Source organism: Rhizobium terricola (assembly GCF_012927355.1).
GTDB lineage: Bacteria > Pseudomonadota > Alphaproteobacteria > Rhizobiales > Rhizobiaceae > Allorhizobium > Allorhizobium terricola.
The window spans coordinates 1,628,874-1,646,610 of the sequence record NZ_JABBGK010000001.1; the positions used below are offsets into that span (position 1 = coordinate 1,628,874).

The 17,737-nt window shown below is 63.0% G+C and carries 15 protein-coding genes, 3 tRNA genes and 1 riboswitch; of the genes, 2 read left to right on the forward strand and 16 right to left on the reverse strand.

Annotation, left to right across the window (positions count from 1 at the left end):
• Positions 1-125 precede the first annotated feature (125 nt).
• The 10 genes from HHL25_RS07805 to HHL25_RS07850 all read right to left on the reverse strand — a co-directional run bounded on the left by HHL25_RS07805 (position 126) and on the right by HHL25_RS07850 (position 6,852).
• Complete coding sequence (locus HHL25_RS07805) at positions 126-842, reverse strand: helix-hairpin-helix domain-containing protein (RefSeq protein WP_246701705.1); 717 nt, start codon at positions 840-842, stop codon at positions 126-128.
• Between the two features lie 13 nt (positions 843-855).
• Positions 856-2,160: an NADH-quinone oxidoreductase subunit NuoF gene (nuoF, locus tag HHL25_RS07810; RefSeq protein ID WP_169588816.1), complete on the reverse strand. Its 1,305-nt coding sequence runs from the start codon at positions 2,158-2,160 to the stop codon at positions 856-858.
• Between the two features lie 11 nt (positions 2,161-2,171).
• Positions 2,172-3,344, reverse strand: a complete 1,173-nt coding sequence (locus HHL25_RS07815; protein WP_169588818.1) for an NADH-quinone oxidoreductase subunit E — start codon at positions 3,342-3,344, stop codon at positions 2,172-2,174.
• Positions 3,345-3,362: 18 nt separating this feature from the next.
• Positions 3,363-3,614: a hypothetical protein gene (locus HHL25_RS07820; RefSeq protein ID WP_205927734.1), complete on the reverse strand. Its 252-nt coding sequence runs from the start codon at positions 3,612-3,614 to the stop codon at positions 3,363-3,365.
• On the reverse strand, positions 3,614-4,804 hold the full coding sequence (locus tag HHL25_RS07825; RefSeq protein WP_169588820.1) for an NADH-quinone oxidoreductase subunit D: 1,191 nt from the start codon (positions 4,802-4,804) through the stop codon (positions 3,614-3,616). The genes HHL25_RS07820 and HHL25_RS07825 overlap by 1 nt, the downstream gene beginning before the upstream one ends.
• 18 nt (positions 4,805-4,822) lie before the next feature.
• Positions 4,823-5,425, reverse strand: coding sequence for an NADH-quinone oxidoreductase subunit C (locus tag HHL25_RS07830; RefSeq protein WP_169588822.1), 603 nt, complete (start codon positions 5,423-5,425; stop codon positions 4,823-4,825).
• 18 nt (positions 5,426-5,443) lie between these two features.
• Positions 5,444-6,025 carry a NuoB/complex I 20 kDa subunit family protein gene (locus tag HHL25_RS07835; RefSeq protein ID WP_169588824.1) on the reverse strand — a complete coding sequence of 194 codons (582 nt, stop codon included), beginning with the start codon at positions 6,023-6,025 and terminating at the stop codon, positions 5,444-5,446.
• Positions 6,016-6,381: an NADH-quinone oxidoreductase subunit A gene (locus HHL25_RS07840; RefSeq protein ID WP_169588826.1), complete on the reverse strand. Its 366-nt coding sequence runs from the start codon at positions 6,379-6,381 to the stop codon at positions 6,016-6,018. The genes HHL25_RS07835 and HHL25_RS07840 overlap by 10 nt, the downstream gene beginning before the upstream one ends.
• 237 nt (positions 6,382-6,618) lie before the next feature.
• A tRNA-Asp gene (locus tag HHL25_RS07845) sits at positions 6,619-6,695 on the reverse strand.
• Between the two features lie 80 nt (positions 6,696-6,775).
• A tRNA-Asp gene (locus HHL25_RS07850) sits at positions 6,776-6,852 on the reverse strand.
• 337 nt (positions 6,853-7,189) lie between these two features.
• Here HHL25_RS07850 and HHL25_RS07855 point away from each other — a divergent pair.
• A tRNA-Val gene (locus tag HHL25_RS07855) sits at positions 7,190-7,265 on the forward strand.
• A gap of 35 nt (positions 7,266-7,300) precedes the next feature.
• Here HHL25_RS07855 and HHL25_RS07860 read toward each other — a convergent pair.
• The gene (locus tag HHL25_RS07860) at positions 7,301-8,632 is read right to left on the reverse strand and encodes an MFS transporter (protein ID WP_169588828.1); all 1,332 of its coding nucleotides are present in this window, start codon (positions 8,630-8,632) and stop codon (positions 7,301-7,303) included.
• A gap of 140 nt (positions 8,633-8,772) precedes the next feature.
• Positions 8,773-9,885: a hypothetical protein gene (locus HHL25_RS07865; protein ID WP_169588830.1), complete on the reverse strand. Its 1,113-nt coding sequence runs from the start codon at positions 9,883-9,885 to the stop codon at positions 8,773-8,775.
• A gap of 189 nt (positions 9,886-10,074) precedes the next feature.
• Here HHL25_RS07865 and HHL25_RS07870 point away from each other — a divergent pair, with 189 nt between their 5' ends.
• Positions 10,075-11,061, forward strand: a complete 987-nt coding sequence (locus HHL25_RS07870; protein WP_169588832.1) for an aldo/keto reductase — start codon at positions 10,075-10,077, stop codon at positions 11,059-11,061.
• A gap of 83 nt (positions 11,062-11,144) precedes the next feature.
• Here the strand turns inward: HHL25_RS07870 and HHL25_RS07875 are convergent, their stop codons facing one another.
• The 4 genes from HHL25_RS07875 to lon all read right to left on the reverse strand — a co-directional run bounded on the left by HHL25_RS07875 (position 11,145) and on the right by lon (position 17,709).
• Positions 11,145-13,343 carry an esterase-like activity of phytase family protein gene (locus HHL25_RS07875; RefSeq protein WP_169588834.1) on the reverse strand — a complete coding sequence of 733 codons (2,199 nt, stop codon included), beginning with the start codon at positions 13,341-13,343 and terminating at the stop codon, positions 11,145-11,147.
• 102 nt (positions 13,344-13,445) lie between these two features.
• Complete coding sequence (locus HHL25_RS07880; protein WP_169588836.1) at positions 13,446-14,345, reverse strand: DMT family transporter; 900 nt, start codon at positions 14,343-14,345, stop codon at positions 13,446-13,448.
• 173 nt (positions 14,346-14,518) lie between these two features.
• A riboswitch (FMN riboswitch) is annotated at positions 14,519-14,670 on the reverse strand.
• 140 nt (positions 14,671-14,810) lie between these two features.
• The gene (gene hupB, locus HHL25_RS07885; RefSeq protein WP_099057464.1) at positions 14,811-15,086 is read right to left on the reverse strand and encodes a DNA-binding protein HupB; all 276 of its coding nucleotides are present in this window, start codon (positions 15,084-15,086) and stop codon (positions 14,811-14,813) included.
• Between the two features lie 205 nt (positions 15,087-15,291).
• Entirely contained in the window at positions 15,292-17,709 is a 2,418-nt protein-coding gene (lon, locus tag HHL25_RS07890) for an endopeptidase La (RefSeq protein WP_169588838.1), read from the reverse strand.
• Positions 17,710-17,737 lie beyond the last annotated feature (28 nt).

Sequence of the window (17,737 nt, forward strand, 5' to 3'; positions counted from 1 at the left end):
CGGAACCGCCCAATCCTGCGATTGGCACGTCCCCACCGATTATTCCCTCGTCCGTACCCCGCGCCCCGCGAAGCTGGACATTCGTCATTTCCATCGGCCGCATCATCCGAAGGGACGTGCGGCGTCTATTTCCTTGCGCTCGCCAGTGCCCGCGCCTGACCGGCCCAGTCATCCCGGATCGCCCGACCGCCAAGCCCGATAGCCTCGTCGAGCGCGGCAAGCGCCGTGGCATCGAGAGCGGCCAGATCGGCGAAGCGCCGAATGCCCCTGCCGTTCAGCACCTGTTCGAGCTTCGGGCCGATGCCTTCGATCTTCTTCAGATCGTCCACCTTGCTTGTCGCCCGCGCCGGCTTTGCCGCCTTGGCTTCCTTCGCCGGCGCCGGCGCCGACTTTGCAGGCACATCAGCTTTCGCTGAGGCCTTCTTCGTCTTTTCAGCCGCTGGCTTCGCCACCACCGGCGCTGCCTTCACAGCCTTTGGCGCCACCTTCCGCGGTGCCGCCGCCTTGCGCGGCTTTTCAGCCGTCACCGGCACTGCCGCGGCGGGCTCCGCCGACTCGCCCGTCGCACCGTTTCCGGCTACGGCAGCCTGCTCTTCCTCGAGCCGGCGCGCCAGCTTTCCGCTCGCCTCGATCGCCCCTTGCAGGGAACCGAGGATGACGCTCGTCATGTGCGTCGCCATTCCGAAGCCGATCGCCGTTGCCGCCGCAAATGCCGCGGCCGGATGGGCCATCAGCGGATGCAGCGGCACGTTGGGCATGTCCTTCAAAACGTCGGCGACATGAGACAGATCAACCGGCTCTGCCGGCTGCCCTCCCCCCGTCTTGTCCGACGCCCTGGCCATGCCGGTCCGCTCCTTACTCGGCCGCTTCCAGCACCACGCCATGCGCCATGGCATTGCGCGTGTACTGGTCGATACGGGCTTCCATTTCCGGACGGAAATGCTTGATCAGGCCCTGGATCGGCCACGCAGCCGCGTCGCCGAGCGCACAGATGGTGTGGCCTTCGACCTGCTTGGTGACCTGGAACAGCATGTCGATCTCGCGCTTCTGGGCATTGCCCTTCACCATGCGCTCCATCACCCGCATCATCCAGCCCGTGCCTTCGCGGCACGGCGTGCACTGGCCGCAGCTCTCATGCTTGTAGAAGGCCGAGAGACGCCAGATCGCCTTCACGATGTCGGTCGACTTGTCCATGACGATGACGGCGGCGGTGCCAAGGCCGGAGCCCAACTCGCGCAGGCCGTCATAGTCCATGATGGCGTCCTTCATCTGGGCACCCGGAACGCAAGGCACCGAGGAGCCGCCCGGAATGACGGCGAGCAGGTTGTCCCAGCCGCCGCGGATGCCGCCGCAGTGCTTTTCGATCAGTTCGTGGAACGGGATCGACATCGATTCCTCGACGGTGCACGGCTTGTTGACGTGACCGGAGATCGAATAGAGCTTGGTGCCGGCATTGTTCGGGCGACCGAAGCTCGAATACCAGCCGGCGCCACGGCGCAGGATGGTCGGGGTGACGGCGATCGATTCCACGTTGTTGACCGTGGTCGGGCAGCCGTAGAGACCCATGTTGGCCGGGAACGGAGGCTTCAGGCGCGGCTGGCCCTTCTTGCCTTCCAGGCTTTCGAGAAGTGCTGTCTCTTCGCCGCAGATATAGGCGCCGGCGCCGTGATGCACGACGATGTCGATGTCGTAGCCGAGCTTGTTGTTCTTGCCGAGCAGGCCGTACTCATAGCATTCGTCGATCGCCGCCTGCAGCGCCTCACGCTCGCGCATGAATTCGCCACGCACGTAGATGAACGCATGATGGGCAGCCATGGCGAAGGAGGCGATCACGCAGCCTTCGATCAGCGTGTGCGGATCGTGACGCATGATGTCACGGTCCTTGCAGGTGCCGGGCTCGGACTCGTCGGCATTGACCACGAGGTAATGCGGCCGGCCGTCGCTCTCCTTCGGCATGAAGGACCACTTGAGGCCGGTCGGGAAGCCGGCGCCGCCACGGCCGCGCAGGCCCGAGGCCTTGACCTCGTTGATGATCCAGTCACGGCCCTTTTCAAGCAACTGCTTGGTGCCGTCCCAGTGGCCGCGAGCCATCGCGCCCTTCAGGGACTTGTCCTTGAGGCCGTAGATATTGGTAAAGATGCGATCCTGATCCTTCAACATATCCTAACCTCTTACCGCGGCTTCTTGCCGAAGACCTTGATGTATTCGGCCTCGCCGCCCTTGGCGAGGGCCTTGGCCTGCTTGACCCAGTCGTCGCGCTCGATGCGGCCGGCGAATTTCAGGTAGCCGTCCACCCATTCGCGTTCGGCCTTCTTCCAGCCGGCGACCTGGGCGAAAGTGTAGATGCCGAGACCGTTCAGGATGCCCTCGATCTTCGGGCCAACGCCGGAGATCATCTTGAGGTCGTCCGGCGTTGCCGGCTTCTCGACGGCTGCCGGACGATTCTTGTCGTCGAGCGACGGCTGGGCGGCGGCTGCGGCCTTCGGCGCCTTGCCGGCGGCATCTGCGGCGGCCGTTTCGGAAACCACGGCCTTCATTTCGTCGCTTGCAGGCTTGGCGCTCTTGCGAGCCGGCTTGACCGCCTCGCCACCCGGGGTCGCGGACTTGCCGTCGGCCGGGGTCTTGAGCGCAGCATTGGTCTCTTCGGCGGCGGTCACCGGCTTGGCGGCATTGGCCGGCGGCACGGATACGGCTTCTGCAGGTACGGCCTTGGCCTTCGCGGCCGGCTTTGCGTCAGCTTCGGTCAACGAGGTCAGTCCACCGGCGGGCGCCGAATAGACGCGGTCAACCTGCGGGCCGGGCGTGATGTCGCTGCCGCGACCGGCTTCGAAACGGTCGATGATGTGTTCAAGCTGCGTCGGCGTCAGGTCTTCGTAGCTATCCTTGAAGATCATGACCATCGGTGCGTTGACGCAGGCGCCCTGACACTCGACTTCTTCCCACGACAGCGTGCCGTCGGCGTTGAGCTCGAAGGGCTCGGCATGGATCTTCGACTTGCAGACCTTGATCAGGTCCTCGGCGCCGCGCAGCATGCAAGGGGTGGTGCCGCAAACCTGCACATGGGCGCGCGTGCCGACCGGCTTCAGCTGGAACTGGGTGTAGAAGGTCGCCACTTCCAGCACGCGGATATACGGCATGGAGAGCTTTTCGGCGACGAATTCGATCGCCGCTCGCGTCACCCAGCCGTCCTGTTCCTGTGCCCGCATGAGAAGCGGAATGACCGCCGACTGCTGGCGACCCTCAGGATACTTGGCAATGGTTGCCTCAGCCCAAACGGCGTTCTGCTCGTTGAACGAGAAGCCTGCCGGCTGGAATTGATCTTCGGCTAGTCGACGAACGGACATTCTTCCTCACGCCTTGTCTCAGTTTATGGATCCACACCGCGAATTCGTCAGCGAGGCGAATTCGCAGGCATAGGCCGAATTGTCTTTCTGCATGAACACGATCAGCTTGGAGCCGTTGGATACGGCCGTCTTGATCTCGTAGCCCTGCTGGATGAGCTCCGCCATCGAAACGGAGGAGCTGCTGTTGCCGCTCGACGACAGCGCTGTGCTCTGCGCCTGCACGTTGGCGGCGAAGAGCATGGCGGCGATCGTCAGCAGCGTGCGGATCATCAGCGGTCAACCTCACCGAACACGATGTCGAGCGAACCGAGGATCGCCGAAACGTCGGCCAGCTGGTGGCCGCGGCAGATAAAGTCCATCGCCTGCAGGTGGGCATAACCCGGAGCGCGGATCTTGCAGCGGTAGGGCTTGTTGGTGCCGTCCGACACGAGATAGACGCCGAACTCGCCCTTCGGGGCTTCCACGGCGGCATAGACCTCGCCTTCCGGCACGTGATAGCCCTCGGTGTAGAGCTTGAAGTGATGGATGAGCGCTTCCATCGACCGCTTCATCTCGCCACGCTTCGGCGGCACGATCTTGCCGTCGAGGGACGAAATCGGGCCGACCTTCGCCTCGCCGAGCAGGCGGTTGACGCACTGCTTCATGATCTTCACCGACTGGCGCATTTCGAACATGCGGATCAGGTAGCGGTCGTAGCAATCGCCGTTCTTGCCCACCATGATGTCGAAGTCGAGATCGGAGTAGCACTCGTAGGGCTGCGAACGACGCAGATCCCAGGCAGCGCCCGAACCGCGAACCATCACACCCGAGAAGCCCCAGGCCCAGCAGTCATCCAGACTGACGACGCCGATATCGACGTTGCGCTGCTTGAAGATGCGGTTGCCGGTCAGAAGGTCGTCGATGTCGTCGAGCGTCTTCAGGAAGGGATCGCACCACTTGCCGATGTCCTCGACGAGTTCGTGCGGCAGATCCTGGTGAACGCCACCCGGACGGAAATAGGCCGAGTGCATACGGGCGCCACAGGCGCGCTCGTAGAACACCATCAGCTTTTCGCGCTCCTCGAAGCCCCAGAGCGGCGGGGTCAGCGCGCCGACGTCCATGGCCTGCGTCGTGACGTTCAGGAGGTGCGACAGGATACGGCCGATTTCCGAATAGAGAACGCGGATAAGCTGGCCGCGGATCGGGATCTCGACGCCGAGCAGCTTTTCGACCGCCAGCGAGTAGGCGTGCTCCTGGTTCATCGGCGCGACGTAGTCGAGCCGGTCGAAGTAAGGAAGCGCCTGCAGGTAGGTCTTGGTCTCGATCAGCTTCTCGGTACCGCGGTGCAAGAGGCCGATATGCGGATCGACGCGCTCGACGATTTCACCGTCGAGCTCGAGAACGAGACGCAGAACACCGTGCGCCGCCGGATGCTGCGGGCCGAAGTTGATGTTGAAATTGCGGACGTTATGTTCAGTCATGGCAACAAACCTTCCGCCTTACTTGGCTGCCTTCTCGTCGCCGGGCAGCACGTAGTCCGTGCCTTCCCAGGGCGAGAGGAAGTCGAAATTCCGGAACTCCTGCTTGAGCTCGACCGGCTCGTAGACAACGCGCTTGGCATTGTCGTCGTAACGAACCTCGACGAAACCGGTCGTCGGAAAGTCCTTGCGCAGCGGATGCCCCTCGAAACCGTAGTCGGTGAGGATGCGGCGCAGATCCGGGTGATCGGTGAACAGGATGCCGTACATGTCCCAGGTCTCGCGCTCGAACCAGTCGGCGCCCGGGAAGACGGGACAGGCGGACGGAACCGGCTTGTCCTCGGCGGTCGCGACCTTGATGCGGATGCGGAGATTCTGGCGCGGCGACTGCAGGTGATAGACCACGTCGAAACGGTCGGCCCGCTTCGGATAGTCGACGCCGCAGATGTCGATCAGGTTGACGAACCCGCACTGCACGTCGTCGCGCAGGAAGGTCAGGAGCGCGATCAGGTTCTCCGCCTTCACCGTCACGTTCAGCTCGCCGTAGCGCAGCTCGGAGGAGGCGATGAGCGCACCGCGCACCTCGGAGAGGTAGGATGCAAGCTCGTTTAGGGCTTCACTCATTTGTCTCGTCCCTTCGCCTTACCGCTCGATGGTACCGGTGCGGCGGATCTTCTTCTGCAGCAGAAGCACGCCGTAGAGCAGCGCCTCTGCCGTGGGCGGACAGCCCGGCACGTAGATGTCGACCGGCACGACGCGGTCACAACCACGCACGACCGAATAGGAATAGTGATAGTAGCCACCGCCATTGGCGCAGGAGCCCATCGAGATGACGTAACGCGGCTCCGGCATCTGGTCGTAGACCTTGCGGAGCGCGGGAGCCATCTTGTTGGTCAGCGTGCCGGCGACGATCATCACGTCCGACTGGCGCGGCGAGGCGCGCGGCGCGAAACCGAAGCGCTCGACGTCGTAGCGCGGCATCGACAGCTGCATCATTTCGACGGCGCAGCAGGCGAGACCGAAGGTCATCCACATCAGCGAGCCGGTGCGGGCCCAGTTGATCAGCTCGTCGGTCGACGTGACCAGAAAGCCCTTGTCGGCGAGCTCGTTGTTGATCTCGCCGAAGAAGGCGTCATCGGCACCGACCGGCTTGCCGGTGTTCGGATCGATGATGCCCTTGGCCTGCGGCGCGACGAGCGTCGTGTTGGACTGGATCACTCCCATTCGAGCGCCCCCTTCTTCCATTCGTAGATAAAGCCGACGGTCAACACACCGAGGAACACCATCATGGACCAGAAACCGAACCAGCCGAGTTCACCGAACGAAACCGCCCAGGGGAAAAGGAACGCCACTTCGAGGTCGAAGATGATGAAGAGGATCGACACCAGGTAGAAGCGGATGTCGAATTTCATGCGCGCATCGTCGAAAGCATTGAAGCCGCATTCGTAAGCCGAGAGCTTTTCCGAGTCGGGCGCCTTGAAGGCGACGGCAAACGGCGCGATCAGCAGCGCCAGGCCGATAACAAGGGCAATACCGATGAAGATAGCGATCGGAACGTAGGAACTGAGCAGTTCAGTCATCATGTCCATCCCTGCTTGTATCGAATGCCGGGAGGCATTTCGGGCACAAGGCCAACAAGCCGAAAAGAGTGTTGCAACGAGCCGTGGTTAGCGCAGCCTGCCCGCTTGCGCAAGACCGACCGAGGGCTTTTCACCCGATACCGCGAGGACTTTACCAGCCGGTAAAAACCGTGTCTCGCCAATTCGGTTAATTATAACCTTGCGGCGCAACAAAACATCAAATTCAGGGGAAGGAAATGGCGCGAGTGACGGGGCTCGAACCCGCGACCTCCGGCGTGACAGGCCGGCACTCTAACCGACTGAGCTACACCCGCGCATAGATGGATCACTTTGATGACCCTACCCGATCGATTCGCCTTGCGGCAAATGCCCGACCGGTCCGTTTGTTCGAGAATGGCGCGAGTGACGGGGCTCGAACCCGCGACCTCCGGCGTGACAGGCCGGCACTCTAACCGACTGAGCTACACCCGCGCATTTCTCATTCAGGAGCCGAAGCCCCACCCGAGCGACACTGGGCCGTTCGATGAGCGGCTAACTAAGGGGTTCGTTTATTGGTGTCAAGCGCGTTCGAAGACAATTCCGTGACGGATCGAAATTTGTTCGCCGCCGCCCGCCCCTTCTTCGGCGGGCAGTGGAAAAGCAATTTCCGGAAGAGTTCGAAAAAGCCCGGAAAGACTGGACTTCGCGCATGAGCACGAACGGAGAGCGGCAAAAAAATCAAAAAATCTTCACAAACACTCTTGCGGATTTTTCCCGATCCGCATAGATCACGGCCACCGACGCAGCGGGCTCGACCCGACTAGCGGAAGGGCGATTAGCTCAGTTGGTAGAGCGCCTCGTTTACACCGAGGATGTCGGGAGTTCGAGTCTCTCATCGCCCACCATTTTTTCTCCCTGACAGTCCTGACGCCCGTTTTGCTCATCGAGCAAGCTCGCCCCGCAGCCTTTGCTGTTCGGCGCGGTCCAGCGAAAAGCGCCACATCAGTGCGATTGCAGCCAGTTTCGGCAGAATCGGCAGCCACGCGTAGAGGACACCGAGCGTGTCGAGTGCTACGGCATCCTGCACCTGCCCGGCCGTCGTCGAGAAGCCGGCAAACCCCAGAATCGGAAAGACCACCCCGGCCGAGAGCGCCAGCGACAGCTTAGTGATGAAGCTCCAGGCAGCAAAGTAGAGCCCCGACCGCTGCTCGCCGGAGCGGACCGTGTCGTGGTCGATGACGTCGGCCTGGATCGCCGGCGGAAGGGCGAGGTCGAATCCGAGGAGAAGGCCAGTGACAACGCAGATCGTCGCGAAGAGACCGACGTGCCCTTCCCCGAGAAAGCCGGCACCGGAAAAGACGAAGCAGGCGAGCACCATAGAGACCGACCAGGCGCGGTGCTTCCCCCAGCGGGAGGATGCCCAGACCGCGACCGGAACACCGAGGATTGCAGCCAGGAAATAGGCAAACAGCAGCGGTCCCTCGTATCCGGGTGCGGCAAGCCGCTCGGTGACGAAATAGATGAACAGCGACGCGGGGACGGCGTTGGCGAAGCTGTTGAGCAGGAAGGCGGCGCCCAGCCGCAGGAAGGGTCGATTCGCCGTCAGATGCGAGAGGCTTTCGCGCAAAGTGAGGCGGCGCACCGACCGATCGACCGGTTCCGGCACCCGCCAGGCGGCCAGGATGCCGGTGAGCGGCAGAAGCGTGACGACGAGAACGGCGATCCATGCGAGGCCGTGCAAACCATCGGCAGACTCAAGCCCGCCGGCAAAGGGCAGCGAGATCGCCAGAAGCGAGCCGACCAGGGTCGTGCCCTCCCGCCAGGCGGAGACCCGCACGCGCTCGTGATACTCCCCGGACAGTTCGGCGCCCCAGGCGGTGTAGGGCAGGATCGTCCAGGTGGTCCCGATCGAAAGCGCTACTCCCCCGATCGCCAGATGGGCAAGGCCGGCATCGGCCGGGGGCCAGAACAGCATGAAGGCCGCAAGCGCCGTCAGGGGCAGCGAGGCGAGGAAGAAGCCGCGCCTGCGCCCGATCGGCGAAGACACGCGGTCGGCCAGCCAGCCGAAGACGGGGTCGGTCACGGCGTCGATCAGGCGGATCGCCAGGAGCACCGCACCGATGGCCTCGAGCGGCAGCGCAAAGCTTGCCGCATAGAAGCTCGGGACGATGATATAAAGCGGCAGCGCGATCGCGGCGAGCGGCAGCGCCGGCAGGGCATAGAAGAAAAAGACAGGCGTCGCCTGCCGGGTCTCAGGGGGCAAGATGGTCATGCGATGTCTGCTCCGGCGGCCCGTTGAGCGGGCGCGTCTTGAGCATCTACGGCAGAAGGAGCGGAACGGATCTTGCCGACGCGTCCTGTTGCCCGGCAATTCGAACATTCGCTCGCCGAGCACTCCCCGAAAGCCACGCGTCAGATGATTCGCAAGGCGGCACGCAAGACGGGGCGACGGGACGGGTCATGCCGCGCCGACCGCGAGAACAGGCGGACAGTCATCCGAATCACCAGACGCCCAACGAAAAGCAGGGCGGCCAGCAGCGCGCCCGCAATGGCGCTCGCGATGGCATAGAGGGCGGTGCCGACCTCGAGCATCCCTCGCCCCAGAAATTTCATCGCGGCAAATGTTCCATCCCCGAAATGGGCGGCCACCCGCTGCAGCTTGCGCAAGTCCTTCGGCCCATCGGCAATCGAAAGGGCCGCAAGGGCGCTGCGCATGCCGCCCCTGGCGCGGATCGCGCCGAGGACAGCCGCATCATCCGCGAGCGAGGCCGCAAGCCTGGCGTCGACCGAGCGAGCGGCAACCGTCTTCAGCCGCGACAGACCGAGGGCACCGTCATCAACCGCTGCGGCGAGCTCGGCCTTGAGAATGCGCGTATTGACCAGCCCAGACGCATTTTTCGCCAGATAGGTCCGCAGTGGGCGGGAAATGCGCCCGGCACGGTAGGCATTCTTCAGAACCGAAAGCCCGGTATCCGGGAGGGCCGATGCGCCGGCAGTGCCAAACGTGGAGACGGTGAGGCCGATGCCGACGGCCGAGAGACCGAGCAAAACCGGATCATAGCCTTCCCCCTTGACATAGCTCAGCCCCTGCATGGAGAAATCGCGCACATCTCCGACGCCGATCAGGTCGCTCGTCACGGAACCGGCGATTTCGGCGCCGCTGTCCAGCGAGCCGAAGACGAGGCCTTTCGCCACGCCGCTGCCGGTCACCAAGGCACGGCCGAACCAGGTGCCCTCGGCCCGTTCCCGCAGATCCGCAGGCAACGCGTGCCCGTGGCGCAAGGCAAGATCGTAAAGCGCGACGGCCGTGTCATGGTCGCCGTCGGCGATGGCCCTTTCGATCTCCGAGACAAAGGAGGCGCTTGAGGCGGCATAGAGCCGGTATTCGGCAAGTGCGGCCGGATCGATAATCCCCAGCATCAGGCCGGTACGATGCACAACAGCCGCGGCATTCCACACCGCGAGCCCAAGCGCCAGCAGCGAGACGAAACGCACAATCTTCAATGCGGCAGCAAGCAGTCTCACATCTTCATCCGGGAGTGCGGGCAACAGGCGCAGTCTCTTTCGCTAATCCCGTTTCACGGTGAATTTGCGGCGACGGTCGTTGAGACCACAGCGCAACCGGCAAACGGCTGCGGGGCCTGCCCTTGTCCGGAGAGACAGCGCTTGATAACTGCAACGATGCAGAACGCCACGAACGAGGAGAGATTGGTGATGCGACAGCACTCTTTCGGAAGAACTGAATTCACCGTCAGCGACATCGGCTTCGGCGCCTGGCAGATCGGCGGCTCCTGGGGCGAGGTGCCCGAGGCCGACGGCCGTGCCGCACTCAACGCCGCGCTCGATGCCGGCGTGACCTTCATCGACACGGCCGACGTCTATGGCGACGGTCGTTCCGAGCGGATCATCGCCGATGTGCTGAAGGCCCGCGGCGGCAAGCGGCCTATGGTCGCCACGAAGGCCGGCCGACGGCTCAACCCCCATGTCGCCGACGGCTATACCCGGGCCAATCTCGAAGCCTTCATCGACCGGTCGCTCGCGAACCTTGGCGTCGAGCGTCTCGACCTCGTGCAACTGCACTGCCCGCCGACGGAGGTCTACTATCGGCCGGAGGTGTTCGAAGGGCTTGAGGAGATCAGGCGGGCCGGCAAGATCGCCCATTACGGTGTCAGCGTCGAAAAGGTGGAGGAGGCGTTGAAAGCGATCGAGTATCCCGGCGTCGTCAGCGTGCAGATCATCTTCAACATGTTTCGCCAGCGGCCGGCTGGGCTGTTCTTTGCGGAGGCCAAGCGGCGCAATGTCGCGATCATCGCCCGCGTGCCGCTGGCCAGCGGCCTGTTGTCCGGCAAGATCACCACAGCCACGCAGTTTGCGGCCGAAGATCACCGAAACTTCAATCGTCATGGCGAGGCCTTCGATGTCGGGGAGACCTTTGCGGGCGTGCCGCTGGAGACCGGCCTGGAGGCCGTCGAGGCGGTGCGGGAGTTGGTCCCGGCCGACGCGACAATGGCCGCCTTCGCATTGCGCTGGATCCTGATGCACGATGCCGTCACGGTCGTCATTCCCGGCGCGCGTAATGCCGCCCAGGCCAAGGCCAATGCGGCAGCATCCGACCTGCCCGCCCTTCCGGCCGATGTGATGGCCGCCGCCCGATCCGTCTACGACCGCCTGATCGCCCCGCATGTGCACCAGCGCTGGTAACGGCTGCCATATGGATCTAAAAAGCAGAGGAGGCCGGGTGATTGCTCACCCGGCCTCCAATCGTCTTGGGAGGACGATCTTGATCAGTTGGTACCCTTAAGGTCGACCTGGAAGAACAGGGTCTCGCCGGAAGAGTCGTCAACGCCGTCGTTGTCGGTGACGGCAAAGGCCTTGCCTTCCGCGTCGAAGGCGAAACCTTCGAGCTTGTCGACGACGTAGCCGTTGGTGGCAGCCTTCAGGTCTGGCAGGAAGTCGTGGGCTTCTTCCTTCTTGACGAGCGGCAGTTCGCCACCGAGGGCCGCCGGCTTCAGGTCGGCGATCGCGACGCGGTAGAGCTTCTTGATCTTGGCGGCATTGCCGACCTGGTTGTCACGTTCGACGATGTAGACGTGGTCGCCATGGGCGGTGATTTCAGAGAGACCGACCCAGCCATCCTCGGCCTTGTCGAGCGGATAGCGCACAGCACCCCATTCCTTCGACTTCGGCTTGTAGGAGAGCAGCTTCACGGTGCCCTTTTCGTCATCGGCCCATTCGCGCTGGACGGCCATCCAGAGCGTCAGGTCGTCGCCTTCGCCGACGGAGGTGATGCCTTCCAGGCCGAAGCGGGTCTGGCCGGAGAGGAGTTCGACGGGGAAGCCGATCTCCGCCTTGATCTCACCCTTGGCGTCGACATTGTAGATACCGTGACCAACGAGCTTGGCCGGATCACCTTCGGAGGCGAGCCAGTAGCCGCCCTTGCCGTCGAGCGTGATGCCTTCGATGTCGAGCTTCTGTGCCGGCTGGCCGGCGCGGGTGACCGGCAAGGCAGCGGAGATGACGGCCGGCTTCTGCGTCGCGTCGAGCGTGAAGATGGTCGGCTGCATGGCGTAGAAGCTGTCGTTGACGGCGTAGAGCGTACCTGCCTTTTCGGCGTCGCCGACCAGGCCGGACAGCGCGCCCCAGCCGATCGGAGCACCGTCGACGGTCTCCGAGCGCACCATGGGATAGCTCGCTTCGCCTTCGCCGCGCTCGTAGATCATGACGTGCGAGCGAGGGCCGCCGTCTTCGCCGAGGTCGACTTCATTGGCGGTCGCGAAGAGGTTGCGGCCGGGAATGGCGACGGCACCTTCTGGCGATACGCCGGAGGGCAGCAGCTGCACGAGTTCGGGCTCGGCACCGGTATCCTTGTAGACGGCGGCAATGGAGGCGCGCTCCGAGAGCACGAAGAAGTACTTCTGGTCGCCGAAGGTCGCGGCTTCGAGACCTTCGAGCTCGACGCCCTTGGACTTCGCGCGCTTGTCGGGGAAATGGCCGATGCGGGCAATCTCGAGCTCGAGCGACGGGCCGGATTCGAAGAGAACCTTGCCGGTCTTGTCGAATATGGTGAAGCTGCGCGAACCGCCTTCATAATCGCCTTCGTTGGCGACGACGAAGCGGTTGTCATCAAGCCACTTCAGGGCGTCGGGCTCGCGCAGGACGCCTTCCTTCTTGCCGGTAAACTTCAGTGCGCCATCCGACTTGGCGTCGATGCCGGCCAGATCGATGGCGCCGGCCGAAAAATGCGTCTTCACCGCGCCGGTCTTGCCGTCGATGATGGCAATGTGGTTGTTTTCCTGCAGCGTGACGGCGATCTCGCCGAGGCTGTTGATCGAGACGAATTCCGGTTCCGGATCTTCGGGTGCCACTTCGGAGATACCGGTCAGGTCGACATGCTTGACCGAGGCGCAATCGGCGACGCCGTCCTTCAACGACACGATCGCGAGATCGCCGGCCGGCATCTGAGGAATCTTGCCCTCGTCGACATCCTCGTCGCGTTCGTTTTCGATGGCGATCGCGGCAAAGCTCTTGTCGGCAGAAACCGCGACGGAATCAGGCTGGCCGCCCAGATCGCAGGTGGCGTCTATCGCCTTGGATGCGAGATCGACGATGGCAAGCTTGCCCGACGGCTTCTGCTTGCTCTCTGAGGTGTTGACGGCGACCAGAACCTTGCCACCGACGACGGTGACGGAGGTCGGTTCGCCATCCATCATCAGCGCGCCACCGGCCTTCGGCGCCTTGGCGTCGGAGATGTCGACGAAGCCGATCGCACCGAACGGGCTGTCGGAATAGACCAGCGTATTGCCGTCTTCACTTGCCGTGACGATTTCTGCGGACGTGGTCGAGAGCTTGTCCTTGTCAGCCGGCAGGTTTGCGGCGACGGGGAAGGACGAGATGCGGTTGAAAACCTGCTCGGCGCCGGCCGGTGCGGCGACGGAGGCGAGAAGGGCGGCCGTCAGGGCCGCGCGCGTAAAGCCATAGGTCATGGGAAAACCTCCTGTTTCCATTCGATAAGGAACAGGAGGCTTTTGCGTCATGCCGATGACAGGCGGATGACAACGGAAGGGATTGTCGGTGCCCTCTTTTGATTACCGGACCTGTCGCTCCCTGCGCAGTTCGGCCGTCATCAGGAAAAGCGATGCCCCGAGGATCAGCAGGGCGCCGAGCCAGAGATAGCCGGCCGGCGCATAACCGAAGACCAGCCAGCCGGCGAGCACGTTGAGCGGCAACTTCAGGTCATCGAAGGGCTGCACATAGGCGGCGTCCGCCGCATTGTAGGCGAGCGTCAGCAGATACTGGCCGACCACGGTCAGGAGACCCGCCGCCAGCAACAGCGCGAGCGCAAGCCCGGACGGAACGACAAAGCCGGACGCCAGGGCAAGGCCGGCATTGATCGGTGTCAGCAGCACCAGAAGCCAGACCGTGATGGTTTCCGGCGGCTCGAAGGCCGTCAGGTTCTTCATCAGAAGCGACGATCCACCCCAGAGCAACGCCGAAAGCACCGGCAGCAGGGCGGCCGGCGAGAAACTATCGGCCCAGGGCTGCAGGATAATCATGGCGCCGGCAAAGCCGGTGAAGGTCGCAGCCCAGCGGGCGCGGCCGACCGTCTCGCCGAGAAACAGGCGCGCCCCGATAATGATGAAGAAGGGAGAGGTCATCACGAGCGCGATCGCCTGCCAGATCGGCACCGAAGCGAGACCTGCGACCCAGGTCTGGACGCCGAGGGCCGCGAGGATGACGCGCAGCAGATGACGCCCGGCAAAGCGCGTGCGCATCGATTTCCACCCCAGCCTGAAGAGCAGCGGCGCGGAAAGCACGAGGGCGAAGGCATATTGCCAGAACGCGGTGGCGGCCGGCGGAAAGGCCAGGGTCATGGCGAGCCACTGGGTGGCGACGTTGAGCAGCGCAAAGGCGATGCCGGCCAGGATCATGTAGGAAGCCCCGGCGACAGCGCGGGAGCGGGAGAGCGACAAGGAGCTCTGATTCATGTCTTCATTCCTTCAAAAGGACCAACACAAATCAGGACGCATGAGGAAGCGCGTCACGGATCCGCCAGGGCGCACCGTTTCGCAAGCGGAGCCGGCATTTCGACCGGCAACCGTCATCGATCGCAACCACGCATCGTGCATGACGCACGATCGCACGGCACCGCGATCAACTGCCTCATTCTCTTTCATCCGGACTATGACCGTCGGCTCCGGATTCTAACCGGATCTGCTGACCCTTCCGGCGCGTTGCCGAAAGGCGCTCGCGGGCTCGGGAGAGATCTCCCCTACCGCCGGTGGGGACTTTCACCCCGCCCTGAGAACGAATGCCGGACGAACCGGCGGTTTTTCGATACGGCAAGCTTCCGAACGAGGCAAGCCGACGCACGAAAAAAGCCCGGCACGAAGCCGGGCTTTATCATTCGGTGTGCCCGGCTCGCCCTACGAAGAGCGAGCGGGCTAGACCGATCAGCTGTTTACAGCGTCCTTCAGGCCCTTGCCGGCCGTGAACTTCGGAACGTTGCGAGCCGGGATGTCGACTTCAGCGCCGGTCGACGGGTTACGGCCCTTGGAAGCTTCGCGGCGAGCAACCGTGAAAGCACCAAAGCCAGCGAGGCGAACGTCGCCGCCGTTCTTCAGCTCGGCCTGAACCGTTTCGAAAACGGCGTCAACGGCGGAAGCTGCATCGGCCTTGGTGAGGCCGGCCTTTTCGGCAACCGCGGATACGAGTTCGTTCTTGTTCATGTTTCCACCCTTTCTGATTGGTATGAAACGACTCAATGGATAAGTCGGGCGGAGAATACGTAAGCATCTGCCCTAGGCAACTGAAAAGCACCGCAATCGCCCGGAAAACAAGCCTTTTCCGGCTCTTTGCACAAAAAAGGCTGGCTTTTTTGCCAGCCTTTTCGTCGTCAATGTGCCAATTTGGCAAGAGTGAGGCAAAAAGGCCTCAATGGGCGATCGCCGACCCGGTTTCCTCCGCACCTTCGACGGTGCCGATGGCCGGAGTTTCAACCGTTCCGTCCCATTCAATCGGTTCAGGCACGCGCACGAGAGCGTGGCGGATGACCTCACCCATGCGGGAGACGGGAACGATCTCGAGATTGTTCTTCACGTTGTCCGGAATGTCAGCCAGATCCTTGGCATTCTCTTCCGGGATCAGAACCTTCTTGATGCCGCCGCGAAGGGCTGCGAGCAGCTTCTCCTTGAGACCGCCGATCGGCAGGACGCGGCCACGCAGCGTGATTTCGCCCGTCATTGCCACGTCCTTGTTGACCGGGATGCCGGTCATGATCGAGACGATGGCGGTTGCCATGGCAACGCCGGCCGACGGACCGTCCTTCGGGGTTGCCCCTTCCGGAACGTGCACGTGGATGTCGGACTTGTCGAAGCGCGGCGGCTCGATGCCGAAGTCCACGGCCCGCGAGCGGACATAGGACGCGGCAGCCGAAATCGACTCCTTCATCACATCCTTCAGGTTGCCCGTGACGGTCATCCGGCCCTTGCCCGGCATCATCACGCCTTCGATCGTCAGCAGCTCGCCACCGACCTCGGTCCAGGCGAGACCCGTGACGATGCCGACCTGATCCTCGCCCTCGGCTTCGCCGTGACGGTAACGCGGGACGCCGAGATAGTCGTGGATGTTCTCGGCGGTGACCGCGATCGACTTGGCCTTGCCCTTGATGATCTCGGTGACGGCCTTGCGGGCGAGCTTCATCAGCTCACGCTCGAAGCTACGCACACCGGCTTCGCGGGTATACTGCTGAATGATGGCGACGATCGCGCTGTCGGCGACCGAGAACTCCTCGGGCCGCAGGGCATGTTCCTTGATCGCCTTCGGCAACAGGTGCCGCTTGGCGATTTCCAGCTTCTCGTCCTCGGTGTAGCCGGCGATCCGGATGATCTCCATACGGTCCATAAGCGGGCCCGGGATGTTGAGCGTGTTCGCCGTGGTGATGAACATCACGTTCGACAGGTCGTACTCGACTTCCAGGTAGTGGTCCATGAAGGTCGAGTTCTGTTCCGGATCCAGCACCTCGAGGAGTGCCGACGACGGATCGCCGCGATAGTCCTGGCCCAGCTTGTCGATCTCGTCGAGAAGGAAGAGCGGGTTGGACTTCTTCGCCTTCTTCATCGACTGGATGACCTTGCCGGGCATCGAGCCGATATAGGTACGGCGGTGACCGCGGATCTCGGCCTCGTCACGCACGCCGCCCAGCGCCATACGGATGTATTCGCGACCGGTCGCCTTGGCGATCGACTTGGCGAGTGAGGTCTTGCCGACGCCCGGAGGGCCGACGAGGCAAAGGATCGGGCCCTTGAGCTTCGTGGCGCGTGCCTGAACGGCGAGATACTCGACGATGCGCTCCTTGACCTTGTCGAGACCGAAATGATCCTCGTCGAGGATCTTTTCCGCCGCATTGAGGTCGACCTTGACCTTCGACTTCTTGCCCCAGGGCAGGCCAAGCAGCCAGTCGAGGTAGTTGCGGACAACCGTTGCCTCGGCCGACATGGGACTCATGTGGCGAAGCTTCTTCAGTTCCGCGTCGGCCTTTTCCTTGGCTTCCTTGGACAGCTTGGTCTTGGCGATGCGTTCTTCCAGTTCGGCCATCTCGTCACGGCCGTCTTCGCCATCGCCGAGCTCCTTCTGGATCGCCTTCATCTGTTCGTTGAGGTAGTATTCGCGCTGGGTCTTCTCCATCTGGCGTTTGACACGCGAGCGGATGCGCTTTTCCACCTGAAGAACCGAGATCTCGCCTTCCATGAAACCGAGCGCCTTTTCGAGGCGCGTCTTCACGCTCACCGTCTCCAGCATTTCCTGCTTCTCGGTGATCTTGATGGAGAGGTGCGATGCGACCGTGTCGGCGAGCTTCGAGTAATCCTCGATCTGGCTCGCGGCACCGACGACCTCGGGGGAGATCTTCTTGTTCAGCTTGACGTAGTTCTCGAACTCCGAGACCACCGAGCGCGACAGCGCCTCGATCTCGACCGGATCTTCCGCCGGCTCGGCGAGGATCTGGGCGGTGGCTTCGTAGAACTCTTCGCGGCTCGTGTAGGCGCCGATCTTGGCGCGGGCGCGGCCCTCGATGAGGACCTTCACCGTGCCGTCCGGAAGCTTCAGCAGCTGAAGGACATTGGCGACGGTGCCGACTTCGTAGATGGCGTCCGGCGACGGATCATCGTCTCCGGCATTGATCTGGGTTGCCAGCATGATCTGCTTGTCGGAACCCATCACCTCTTCGAGAGCGCGGATGGATTTCTCGCGCCCGACGAACAGAGGCACGATCATGTGTGGAAACACCACGATGTCGCGCAGAGGCAATACCGGGTAGATATTCCCTTCATTTGCTGCAGACGTTTTCGACATTTCAGTTCCTTTCCGACGTCCCGGCGGG